This window comes from Mycolicibacterium xanthum, assembly GCF_019710635.1.
Taxonomy (GTDB): Bacteria; Actinomycetota; Actinomycetes; order Mycobacteriales; family Mycobacteriaceae; genus Mycobacterium; species Mycobacterium xanthum.
Genome location: NZ_JAIFZS010000037.1, coordinates 51,206 through 62,827, shown reverse-complemented (window position 1 = coordinate 62,827; position 11,622 = coordinate 51,206). Strand labels below are relative to the sequence as shown.

The window sequence follows — 11,622 nt, the reverse complement described above, 5'->3', positions numbered from 1 at the left end:
CCACGCTAGCCGATGATTGACCGCCTGGTTGCCGATCGGCTACCGTCCAAGTTGCCGATCGGCAACCACGGCTCGACGAAGAGGCGCGACGATGAGACGACCTGATGGTGAGTTGATCCTGTTCTGGACACTGCCCGTGCTGGCAGTCATCTGGATCTCCGCGTTCTTCCTGTTTCCGGGCTTCGTCCATCCGATGTCGCCGAACATGTCGGCGGACGAGGTCGCCGCGTTCTATCGCGACGAGACCGCACGGATCCGCTACAGCATGATCCTGTTCAATTGGATCTGCGTCGGCCTGATCCCCGTCGTGATGATGTTGGCGACCCAGGTGCACCGGATGGCCCACCGTACGCCGATCCTGACCTACAGCCTGATCGCCTGTGCCGGAGGGCCACCCGCCATCTTCCTGATCGCCAACATCTTCTGGCTGCTGGCCGCCTTCCGGCCGGAACGGGCGCCGGAGCTCACGCAGATGTACAACGATCTGGCATGGGTCTCGTTCACCACCCTGGTTCCGTACCTCATCGCCCAGTGTCTGTTGGTCGCCTTGGCGATCCACTGGGATGAGCCGGCCAAGCCCGTGCTACCGAGGTGGTTCGCGCACTTCAACATTCTCATCGCCATCGCATTGATGCCGGCGGCCTTCACCGCACTGGCGAAGAGCGGGCCGTTCGCGTGGGACGGCCTGCTCTCGTTCTGGGTCAAGAACGTCGCGATCGCCGTCTGGATCCTGGTCACCGCCGCCGTGGTCGGCCGGGTCATTCATGCGCAGCGAGTCGAGCACCGGGTGGCGGCGTGACGATGTCTGCGCAGCACGTCGCCGTCGAGCCGCCCGGCGCGGGGTTCTGGTGGAAGCTGCGGCACGGTCCCAAGCGCGAGCTGTGGTTCGCGTGGGCGGTGATGGTCGTCTTCTACAACCTCTACGGCCTGTTGTTCTTCGTCGTCACCCGTGTTCAGCCGCCGCCGAGTCCAGGCTGGGACACGGCGACCATCGCGCACTGGGTCAACGATCACCACTTCGGCATTCTTGCCGGTTTCTCGGTGGTGTTCCTCGTCGCGGGAATGTGCGGGCCGATGAACGCCCTTCTCGCGTACTCGATGTTGCGGATGTCGGTGAGCCGGGTCTTCGCCTACTCGTACATGATCATGTACGCCTTGAGTGCCATACCGGGCATGCTGGTGATGGCCATCGCCATCACCGTTGCCGCGCTGCGCCCCGACCGCGATCCCGAACTGATCGTGTGGCTTTACGATCTGGCGTTCCTGTCCTTCAGCGGAACGATGGGTGTTTTCCTGGTCGGCTCGCTGGTGTGGATGCTCGCGATACTGATCGACAAGAACCGGGTGTTCCCGAAATGGTTCGGCTACCTGAATCTCTGCAATGCGCTCACCGAGGTGGTCGTCGCACCGGCGTGGATCTTCCAACGTGGCGTGTTCGCGTGGAACGGCGCTATCGCCTGGTGGATCAACGTGATCGTCTTCGGTATCTACACAGTCGTTTTCATCACCCTGCTGCGGAGGCTGATCGGACGCGAGGAGTTCGGCACCGGCCCGCTACCGGACCTGCCGCCCAAGGCCGATCAACTGGCGCAACCGACGGGAGGCGGTCGATGACCGACACCACCGACGCCGATCGAACGGTGGCCATCCGTACGAAGTTCATTCCCGGACAGCCGGACATGTGGGTGTTCGTCTTCTTCGAGTCTCTGCTGTTCACCGGATACTTCTGCGTGTACCTCTTCGCCCGCACCCAGAACCGCGACCTGTTCCTGGCGTCGCAGGGCGAACTGGACCTCCGCTTCGGTGTGTTCGACACCATCGTGCTTCTCGTGAGCTCGTGGGCGATGGCCCGAGTCGTGCAGGCCGCCCGCCAGGGCGCCTACCGCGCCGCGTTGACAAGCGCGTACCTGACGATCTCCTTCGGTCTCGTGTTCCTGGTGTCGAAGGTGATCGAGTGGACGCTGGAGATCCGGCGGGGCAACACGTTCACCACCAACGAATTCTTCCAGCACTACTACTTCCTGACCGCGATCCACTGTCTGCACCTGCTGATCGGATTCGTCGTGCTCGGTGTCGTCGTCTACCAGTTGCGCGGGCCGCAGCGTCGCTCCCAGCAGCTCGTCGAGACGGGCGCGACCTATTGGCACACAGTTGATTTCCTGTGGGTCCTGATCTTCGCCCTGCTCTACGTCGTGAGGTGATGAGCGTGTTGTCGAACAAGAGGCTGCTCATCGTCTGGGCGGTCCTGTCCGCGATGACCCTGATCTATGTCCTGCTCGATCACATGGCCGACCGCAACGGGGTCGTCCAGGCGAGCACCGCCGTCACCGTCGGTGCGATCGTGATCGCACTCGTCAAGGTGCGCATCATCTTCCGGGAGTTCATGGAAGTGCGGCGCGCGCCCGCGCTGCTGTGCCGGCTCACCGATTTATGGGTCGTCCTGATCGGCGCCTCGCTGCTCGGCACCTACGTCGTCGGCTCGGCCATCGCGACCTGAGGGTTGCCCTCAGGACGCCGAGTGGCCGGTGGCAGCCGCGTAGCCGGCGCGGTAGCCGAACACCAATGCCGGACCGAGCGTGCCGCCCGCCCCGCCGTAGGCCTTGCCGGTGGCTCCGGCCATCGCGTTGCCGGCGGCGAACAACCCGGTGATCGCGGTGCCGTTGACATGCAGGACCCGGCCGTCACGGTCGGTGCGTGGGCCGCCCTTGGTGCCCATAGCCCCGATGAACACGGGCACCGCGTAGTACGGGGCGGTGTCGATGGGGCCCAGCGTCTTGCCGGCCGGCGTGGCGGCGTTGGCGTCGCCCCAGTAGCCGTCGTATGCGCTCGCGCCACGGCCGAAGTCCGGATCCCGTTCCTCGGTGACGTTGGCGTTCCACGCCGCCAGTGTCGCGGCCAGGCCGTCGGGGTCGATGCCGGTCTTCTCGCCGAGTTCGGCGAGGTCGGCGGATTGGCAGAACCAGTCCGGCACCGGTCCGTCCGGATCGACACCGAGGAACCCGTAGTGCTTGAGATGGATCGAGTCGAACACGATCCAGGCCGGGTCGTTGGCGTAGCCGAGCTTGGGGTCGAGGAAGTGGAACGGACCGGCCATCGAGTTGTACTCGCCGGCCTCGTTGAGGAACCGCTTGCCCGACCGGTTGACGATGATGCTGCGCGGACGGGTGCGTTCGAGCCGCACGCTGCGGCTGCGTGGATGTCCTTCGAAGGTGTCGCCCGGGATCTGCACGATCGGCACCCACCAGGCTTCACCCATGTTCGCGAGGTCTGCGCCGTGCGCCATCGCCATGCGCAATCCGTCCCCGGTGTTGTTGGGAGGGGACACCGCGCCACGCATCGGGCCGCGCAGGTAGGCCTCGACGAGCCGTTCGTCCCATTCGAAGCCGCCGGTGCCCAACACCACTCCGCGGCGGGCGTGGACGTAGATGTCCTTGCCGCCCTGCTCGATCCGAACGCCGGTGATTCCCAGCGGGTCCGCGATGAGCTCGACCGCGCGGGAATCGTTCTGCGGTACCACGCCCGCATCGAGCAGCGCCTTGAGCAGGCCGGCGATCAGCGCCGTCCCGGCCACGCAGTAGTCGCCGGTGTCGTCGTCGATCGCGTGGATGCGCGCGCGGGTCTCGGCGTCGATACCGACGTTGCTGAAGTCGGCGGGAAAGGACGTTATCCGGTCCCGCCAGTCGCCCAGCTCGGAGAGCTTGACGGGTTTGGCATGCAGGGAGCGCCCGCCGCCGGGCAGGCCACCGGGCAGTTCCGGCTTGTAGTCGGGGAATCCTTCGGCCACCTCGAACTCGATGTCGCTGTGCTGCTCGACGAAATCGAGCATCGGTCCACCGGTGCGCACGAACGTGTCGACCAGATCGTCGTCCATGTAGCCCAGCGACTGTGCGTGCAGATAGGCCATGGCGTCTTCGATGGTCAGTTCGCCACCGGCACCGCGATTGTGCGCGGGAATCCACATGATCCCGCCCGACACCGCGGTGGTGCCGCCCAACGTGTCGGCCTTCTCGTATACCTCCACCGAGGCGCCGCTGACCGCCGCGGTAAGTGCTGCGGTCAGTCCGGCACCTCCGCTGCCCAGTACGACGACGTCGACGTCGTGGTCCCAGTCGGTCACCGCTATCTCCTTCCTCGTGGTGTTGTTGTCGCGTTGTGCTCCGTGATCCCTCAGGACAGAATCGTGGAGAGCTCGTTGGCGGCCGCGATCACCGAATCGCGGCCGTCGAGGACGATGTCCTCCCGGTGTGAGATCAGGTTGATGCACGTCGGCGGCGACGGCGGCCTGCGACGCACCGGAACCGCGAGTCCGTAGGTGTTGGGTTCGATCTCGCCGTGGGTGATCACCCATCCCTGCTGGCGCGTCTGAGGAACCAGGTCGCGCTCACCCGGGCGCGGCGGCATGCTCGCCAGCAGCGCGATCCCCGCCGATCCGCGATCCAGTGGATAGCGGCTGCCTTCGTGAAAGGACAGTTGGTAGAAGACGTTCGTCGGCACCATCACCGCGACCGCGACCTGCTGGTCGCCCTCGGCCACCAGCAGCGACACCGTGGTGCCGAGTTCGTCGGCCAGGCTGCGCAGCGTGGGTACGCACAGTTGGCGGACGTTGTTGTCGAACGACGCGCCGAGCACAGCCAGCGCCGCGGCCGAACGGTATCGCCCGTCCTCACCCTTGGCGACGAATCGGAACTGCGCAAGCGTGGTCAGTATTCGGTAGGCGATGGTGCGGTGCACCCCGATGTCTTCGGCGACCTGGGCGACCGTCAACCCGTTCGGCGAGCTTGCGACCAGCTGCAGGGCGCTGAGCCCGCGGGCCAGCGTCTGGGATCCGGGTGCGCCGTTGCCCGCCACGTTCGTGGCGGGGCCACCCGGGCCGCGCTGGCGGTCTGATTCGGCTGACGCTCGAGTCATAGGGGCCTTCCTTGACATATCACTCTCAAGAGGGTGATGCTCTGACTATAGTGCACATGTATGTGCGATAAATGAGCAGACTGCTTACAAATTAGGAGAATTCGATTCTTGCGGTCAACGTCTCGGGAGAGGGTGCGGTGACGGAATTCGAGAGTGTGTGGAGCGACCTGCAGGGGGTCGCGTTCTCGCAGGGCTACCTCGACGCAGGCGGGGTGCGCACCCGGTACCTGCACGCCGGGGACCCGGCCAAGCCTGTTCTGGTGTTCCTGCACGGCTCCGGTGGCCACGCCGAGGCCTATGTCCGGAACCTCGAGTCGCACGCCGAGCACTTCTCGACCTACTCGATCGACATGCTGGGCCACGGATATACCGACAAGCCCGGCCATCTGCTCGAAATCCCGCACTATGTAGAACATCTGGCCGCATTCCTGGACGCGGTCGGTGCGCACAGCGCATATATCAGCGGCGAGTCACTCGGGGGCTGGGTGGCCGCCAGGTTCGCCGTGGACCTGCCCGAACGGGTGGACCGGCTGGTGCTCAACACCGCAGGGGGGTCGCAGGCCGACCCCGAGGTGATGAAGCGGATCATCACCTTGTCGATGGCCGCTGCCGAGAACCCCACCTGGGAGACCGTGCAGGCACGCATCAAGTGGCTGATGGCCGACAAGACCAAGGACTACGACGACATCGTCGCCAGCCGCCAGCGGGTGTATCGCCAGCCCGGCTTCGCTGACGCGATGCGCGACATCATGGCGCTGCAGGACCCGGAGATCCGGGCCCGCAACCTGCTCGGCCCGGCGGAGTACGGCGCGATCAGTGCGCCGACGATGGTGGTGTGGACCAGTGACGACCCGACCGCCGATGTCGCCGAGGGGCGCCGGATGGCGTCGATGATCCCGGGTGCGCGCTTCGAGGTGATGCCAGGCTGCGGGCACTGGCCGCAGTACGAGGACCCCAAGACGTTCGACCGGCTGCATCTGGACTTCCTGCTGGGGAGGCGATGAGTGTGGATTCACCCGGTGCCGACGTCGTCATCGTGGGGGCCGGGCCATCCGGCCTGACCCTGGCCAATATCCTTGGGCTGCAGGGAGTTCGGACGCTCGTCGTGGACGAGCGCGACACGCTGATCGACTACCCGCGTGGCGTCGGTCTGGATGACGAGTCGCTGCGCACGTTCCAGTCGATCGGTCTGGTGGAGCGCGTGTTGCCGCACACGGTGCCCAACCAGATCCTGCGGTTCTTCGACGGCAAACGCCGGTTGCTGGCCGAGATGGCCCCGCCCGACTCGCGATTCGGCTGGCCCAAGCGCAACGGCTTCGTACAGCCGATGGTGGATGCCGAACTGTTCGCCGGCCTGGAGCGTTTCGGGCACGTCGAGGTCCGCTTCGGTCATCGAATGGCCAACTGCGTCGAGACCGCCGACGGTGTCACCGTCGAGTTCGAGGACGGGCAGGAGCCGGTGCGGGCGCGCTATGTCGTCGGCTGCGACGGCGGGCGCAGCGCCACCCGCCGGTTGATGGGGGTTTCCTTCGACGGCACCACCTCCTCGACCCGTTGGCTGGTCGTCGACATCGCCAACGATCCGCTCGGCCATCCGAACAGCGAGGTCGGTGCGGACCCGGAGCGGCCGTATGTGTCGATCGCGATCGCGCACGGCATCCGCCGGTTCGAGTTCATGATTCACCCGGACGAGACCGACGAGCAGGCCGACGATCCGGAGTTCGTGCGGCGCATGCTCGCCAAGTTGATTCCGCATCCCGAGCGCGTCGACATGATTCGGCACCGGGTCTACACCCATCATTCGCGCATCGCCGGGTCGTTCCGCAAGGGCCGGCTGATGCTGGCCGGCGATGCCGCTCATCTGATGCCGGTCTGGCAGGGCCAGGGTTACAACAGCGGCATCCGCGATGCGGGCAACCTGGGCTGGAAGTTGGCCGCGGTGGTGACCGGCCGGGCCGGCGAATCCCTGTTGGACAGCTATGACGTCGAACGGCGCAAGCACGCCCGGGCGATGATCGATCTGTCCACCATGGTCGGTCGCGTCATCTCGCCCACCAACAAGCGCGTGGCGTGGTTGCGGGACCGGGTGATCCACAACGCGTCGGTGGTGCCGTCGCTCAAGCGCTATGTGCTCGAGATGCGGTTCAAACCGATGCCGAGGTACCAGCAGGGCGCCGTCTTCCACGGCAAGCCGGGAATCGACCAATCGTCGAACTCGCCGACGGGGACACTGTTCATCCAGCCCCGCGTCGACACCCGTGACGCGCAGAACGTCCTTCTCGACGACGTGCTGGGTACCGGGTTCGCCGTGCTGTGCTGGAGCAACAACCTGCGTGCGGTCCTCGGGGCGCAGGCCTTCGAGCGGTGGAAGGCATTGGGCGCGAAGTTCATCGAAGTGCGTCCGACCACCCAGCTGCGCTGGCCCGGTCACGACGATGCCGACGTCACCGTCGTCGGTGACCGGACCGGAGCCCTCAAGTCCTGGTTCGACGTCTACACCGACTCGGTGCTGTTCGTGCGTCCGGACCGGTGCATCGCGGCGGCCTGCATCGCGCAGCGTGCACCCGAGGTGTCCGCCGAGCTGTTCACCGTGCTGCATCTCACCCAGGGAGGAGGCTCCGGTTCTCATGTCGACCAACAACCAGACGGCGCTGTGCTGCATGTCGCACAGCCCGCTACTGAACCTTCCGGGACCGTCACAGGAACTGCTTGACGACATCGAGGCGGCCATTGCGTCGGCCCGGGCGTTCGTCTCCGCGTTCGACCCCGAACTCGTCGTTGTCTTCTCGCCCGACCACTACAACGGGTTCTTCTACCGCGCGATGCCGCCGTTCTGCATCGGTACCGCGGCCCAGGGGGTCGGCGACTACGGCACCTACAAGGGCCCGCTGAACGTGCAGGCGGAACTCGCCACCGATTGTGTCCGAGCGGTTCTGGATGCGGACGTCGACATCGCGATTTCGGCGGCGATGGACGTCGACCACGGAACGGTGCAGCCGTTGCAGAATCTGTTCGGCGACGCCGCATCGGTGCCGGTGATTCCGATCTTCATCAACTCGGTGGCCACCCCGCTGGGGCCGCTGCGGCGGGTGCGCGCGCTCGGTGACGCCGTCGGCCGGTACCTGGGCACGCTCGGAAAACGGGTGTTGATCATCGGGTCGGGCGGGCTGTCCCACGACCCGCCGGTGCCCACCCTGGCCACCGCGCCGCCCGCGGCCCTGGACCGCATCGTGCACGGTGTGCCGATGACCACCGAACAGCGCCAGGCCCGCCAGACCGCCGTGATGGAAGCGGCGCGCGAGTTCGCGGCCGGCAACGGGTCGCTGGCGCCACTGAACCCCGACTGGGATCACGCGTTCCTCGACCTGCTCGACACCAACCGGCTTTCCGAGACGGATGCGTGGGACAACGCGTGGATCGCCGAGCAGGCCGGCAACTCGGCCCACGAGGTGAGGACGTGGGTGGCGGCTTTCGCGGCGCTGGCCGCGCAGGGCGGCTACCGGACCGACAACCACTTCTACCGCGCGGCACCCGACCTCATCGCGGGTTTCGCCATCCGGACGGCGGTGTCGGCATCGTGACCGCGGAAACCGATCTGCCGTTCGACCACGTCACCGACGTGCTGGTGGTCGGCTCCGGCGGCGGCGGGATGACTGCCGCGCTCGCCGCACAGGCCGCAGGCCTGGAAACCGTGGTGGTGGAGAAGTCGCCGCGCTTCGGTGGCTCCACCGCGCTGTCCGGTGGCGGTATCTGGGTGCCCGGTGCGCCATCGCAGCGCCGGGAAGGCTATGTGCCGGATCCCGACGAGGTCTTCACCTACCTCAAGGAGATCACCGGCGGACTGGTCAGCGACGCGCGGCTGCGGACCTATGTCGAGGCCGCTCCGGAGATGATGGAGTTCCTCGAGAAGCGCAGCCCGTGGCTGGAGTTCGTGTGGAAGCCCGGCTATGCCGACTACTACCCCGAGTTGCCGGGGGGCTCGGCGCTGGGCAGCACGATCAACGTGCCCGAGATCGACCTGCGGAAGCTCGGCGACGAGGAGCAGAACCTGTTGGCGCCGCTGGCCCTGGCGCCGCGCGGAATCTGGTTTGCGCCCAAGGATCTTCGGCTGTTCTACCAGGTCCGTCAGTCGTGGCGGGGCAAAGCGGTGTTGCTGAAACTGATCTGGCGGATGTTCCGGGCACACGTGTTCGGGGACCGGATGGCCGCGATCGGGCAGTCGTTGGCTGCGCGGCTTCGGCTGGCGATGAAGCAGCAGGACATCCCGCTGTGGCTCAACGCCCCGATGACCGAGCTGATCACCGACGTCGACGGCGCGGTGATCGGCGCAGTGATCGAGCGTGATGGCTCGACCCGGCGCATTCGGGCGCGCCGTGGCGTGGTGCTGGCCAGCGGCGGCTTCGACCATGACATGCAGTGGCGGATGGAGCACCTGCCCGAGCTCGGCCGCGTTCGCGAGATGCCCGGCGAGGCAAAGGACTGGAGTTTCGGCAATCCTGCGGCAATGGGCGAAGGCATCCGCGCGGGGGAGAAGGTCGGCGGCGCCACCGAGCTGCTCGACGAGGCCTGGTGGTTCCCGGCGATCTGCTGGCCCGACGGGCGGCTGCAGTTCATGCTCAACGAACGGATGATGCCTGCCCAGTTCGTCGTCAACGGTGCCGGTAGGCGCTTCATCAACGAAGCGGCGCCGTACATGGACTTCGCGCACGCGATGATCGACGGGCAGCGCTCGGGGGTGACGCACATCCCGTGCTGGCTGATCACCGACATCCGGTCGTTCCACCGCTACGTGGTGGGCGGTCATCTGCCGATCCCCAAGGTCCCGTTCGCGCCGGTGCCGACCGGGCGCAAGGTGCCGCAGGCCTGGCTGGATTCCGGTGTGGTCAAACAGGGTTCGACCTGGGAGGAGCTGGCCTGCGAGATCGGGGTACCGGCTGCGGCGCTGCGCGAGACCGCACAGCGTTTCAACGCACTGGCGGCCAAGGGTCACGACGACGACTTCAACCGCGGTGACAGTGCCTATGACAACTACTACGGCGACCAGACGCTACCCAACCCCAACCTGCACCCGTTGGGTAAGCCGCCGTACTACGCGTTCCAGGTCATCCTGGGCGATCTCGGGACTTCGGGTGGTCTGCGGACCGACGAGCATGCCCGGGTGCTCCGTGCCGACGACACCGTCGTCGCCGGACTCTATGCCGTCGGCAACGCATCCGCGGCCGTGATGGGCCGCAGCTATGCCGGCGCCGGAGCCACCATCGGCCCGGCCATGACGTTCGGCTATGTGGCCGCACAGCACATGGCCGGGTTGCCGTCTCCGCCTGACCCAGCCCCACCAGCCACCGAATTTCCCAGAACCTCAAGGAGGTAACCAAGTATGAAAATTTCGCTGTTCTACGAGTTCCCGCTGCCCCGGCCCTGGTCGGAGGACGACGAACACCAGCTGTTCCAGCACGGCCTCGACGAGGTCGAACTCGCCGACAAGGCCGGGTTCTCCACCGTGTGGCTGACCGAGCACCACTTCCTCGAGGAGTACTGCCATTCCACGGCGCCGGAGATGTTCCTGGCCGCCGCCAGCCAGCGCACCAAGAACATCCGGCTGGGCTTCGGCGTCATGCACCTGTTGCCGGCGATCAACCCGCCGGCCCGTATCGCCGAACGGATCGCCACCCTGGACCATCTGTCCAGTGGCCGGGTGGAGTACGGCACGGGTGAGGGTTCCTCGGTGGCCGAGTTGGGCGGATTCGGCGTCGACCCCGCCGACAAGAGGGCGCAGTGGGAGGAGGCGCTCGAGGTCTCCATCCGGTGCATGACGGAGACGCCGTTCAGCGGCTTCAAGGGTGAGCACATCGAGATGCCGGCCCGCAACGTGATCCCCAAGCCGCTGCAGTCGCCGCACCCGCCGGTGTGGGTGGCGTGCACCCGCCCGTCCTCGGTGCAGATGGCTGCGCAGAAGGCCATCGGTGCGCTGAGCTTCGCGTACACGGGGCCGGAAGCGCTCAAGGAACGAGTCGACGGCTACTACAAGGAATTCGAGGAGAAGGGCGCGCCCGTCACACCGGCGATCAACCCGAACATCCTCGCCATCGGCGGTGACCTGTCGATGATGGTGGCCAAGTCCGACGACGAGGCGCTCAAGCGGCTCGGCATCGGCGGCGGGTTCTTCTCGTTCGGCATCATGCACTACTACCTGACCGGCATGCACACGCCCGGCCGTACCAAGGTGTGGGAGCGCTACCAGGAGGCCGTCAAGGAAGATCCGACACTGGCCTACGGGCCGGGCCGCGGCGCCATCGGCTCCCCCGAGACGGTGCGGGAGTTCCTGCGTGGCTATGAGGCCAGCGGCGTGGACGAGATCATCCTGCTGCTCAATCCGCGCAGCCACGAGGGCACGATGGAGTCGATCGAGATCATGGGCAAGGAGATCCTGCCCGAGTTCATCGAGCGCGATGCCAAAGCCGTGGCGGACAAGGCGAAGCGGCTCGAGCCGATCATCGAGAAGGTCGAGGCGCGCCGCCAGCCGTCGGATGCCCCGCTGTTCGACGAGACCTACGCGTTCGGCGGGCTGCCGACCGGTCGGGGTGGCAAGTTCACCGCAGGCGAGATCCCCGAGGCGATGGCCGAGATCAACGAGGGCCGCGTGAAGGCCGCCCAAGCCGAAAAAGAAGCCAGGGAAAAGGAAGAAAAGGCCGCGCGGGAAGCCGCGAGCTGACC

Annotated in this window: 11 protein-coding genes; 9 read left to right on the top strand and 2 right to left on the bottom strand. The window is 66.5% G+C overall.

Translation table 11 applies throughout. The features are described 5' to 3' along the window. The first annotated feature begins 91 nt into the window (after positions 1 to 91). The 4 genes from JDV09_RS14590 to JDV09_RS14575 are packed head-to-tail and all read left to right on the top strand — an operon-like array spanning position 92 to position 2,497. Positions 92 to 799: a hypothetical protein gene (locus JDV09_RS14590; RefSeq protein ID WP_221369854.1), complete on the top strand. Its 708-nt coding sequence runs from the start codon at positions 92 to 94 to the stop codon at positions 797 to 799. 2 nt (positions 800 to 801) lie between these two features. Next, a complete protein-coding gene (locus JDV09_RS14585) occupies positions 802 to 1,614 on the top strand; it encodes a hypothetical protein (protein ID WP_221369923.1) in 813 nt (270 codons plus the stop codon). Beyond that, positions 1,611 to 2,201, top strand: coding sequence for a cytochrome c oxidase subunit 3 (locus tag JDV09_RS14580; protein WP_221369853.1), 591 nt, complete (start codon positions 1,611 to 1,613; stop codon positions 2,199 to 2,201). Before JDV09_RS14585 ends, JDV09_RS14580 begins: the two co-directional genes overlap by 4 nt. Further along, positions 2,201 to 2,497, top strand: a complete 297-nt coding sequence (locus JDV09_RS14575) for a cytochrome C oxidase subunit IV family protein (protein WP_221369852.1) — start codon at positions 2,201 to 2,203, stop codon at positions 2,495 to 2,497. The genes JDV09_RS14580 and JDV09_RS14575 overlap by 1 nt, the downstream gene beginning before the upstream one ends. Positions 2,498 to 2,506: 9 nt before the next feature. On the opposite strand, the gene JDV09_RS14570 is transcribed toward JDV09_RS14575, so the two are convergent. Next, the gene (locus JDV09_RS14570) at positions 2,507 to 4,117 is read right to left on the bottom strand and encodes an FAD-dependent oxidoreductase (protein WP_221369851.1); all 1,611 of its coding nucleotides are present in this window, start codon (positions 4,115 to 4,117) and stop codon (positions 2,507 to 2,509) included. A 50-nt stretch (positions 4,118 to 4,167) separates the two neighbouring features. Further along, positions 4,168 to 4,908: an IclR family transcriptional regulator gene (locus tag JDV09_RS14565; RefSeq protein WP_255605376.1), complete on the bottom strand. Its 741-nt coding sequence runs from the start codon at positions 4,906 to 4,908 to the stop codon at positions 4,168 to 4,170. A gap of 137 nt (positions 4,909 to 5,045) precedes the next feature. On the opposite strand from JDV09_RS14565, the gene JDV09_RS14560 reads away from it, so the two are divergent. The 5 genes from JDV09_RS14560 to JDV09_RS14540 all read left to right on the top strand — a co-directional run bounded on the left by JDV09_RS14560 (position 5,046) and on the right by JDV09_RS14540 (position 11,620). Further along, on the top strand, positions 5,046 to 5,912 hold the full coding sequence (locus JDV09_RS14560; protein ID WP_221369850.1) for an alpha/beta fold hydrolase: 867 nt from the start codon (positions 5,046 to 5,048) through the stop codon (positions 5,910 to 5,912). Positions 5,913 to 5,914: 2 nt separating this feature from the next. Next, entirely contained in the window at positions 5,915 to 7,621 is a 1,707-nt protein-coding gene (locus tag JDV09_RS14555; RefSeq protein WP_308124136.1) for a bifunctional 3-(3-hydroxy-phenyl)propionate/3-hydroxycinnamic acid hydroxylase, read from the top strand. After that, positions 7,569 to 8,489, top strand: coding sequence for a 3-carboxyethylcatechol 2,3-dioxygenase (locus tag JDV09_RS14550; RefSeq protein ID WP_255605375.1), 921 nt, complete (start codon positions 7,569 to 7,571; stop codon positions 8,487 to 8,489). Before JDV09_RS14555 ends, JDV09_RS14550 begins: the two co-directional genes overlap by 53 nt. Before the next feature lie 68 nt (positions 8,490 to 8,557). Beyond that, positions 8,558 to 10,279 (top strand): FAD-binding protein, encoded by a 1,722-nt coding sequence (locus JDV09_RS14545; RefSeq protein WP_255605392.1) that lies wholly within the window; start codon positions 8,558 to 8,560, stop codon positions 10,277 to 10,279. A gap of 6 nt (positions 10,280 to 10,285) precedes the next feature. After that, on the top strand, positions 10,286 to 11,620 hold the full coding sequence (locus JDV09_RS14540) for an LLM class flavin-dependent oxidoreductase (RefSeq protein ID WP_221369846.1): 1,335 nt from the start codon (positions 10,286 to 10,288) through the stop codon (positions 11,618 to 11,620). Positions 11,621 to 11,622 lie beyond the last annotated feature (2 nt).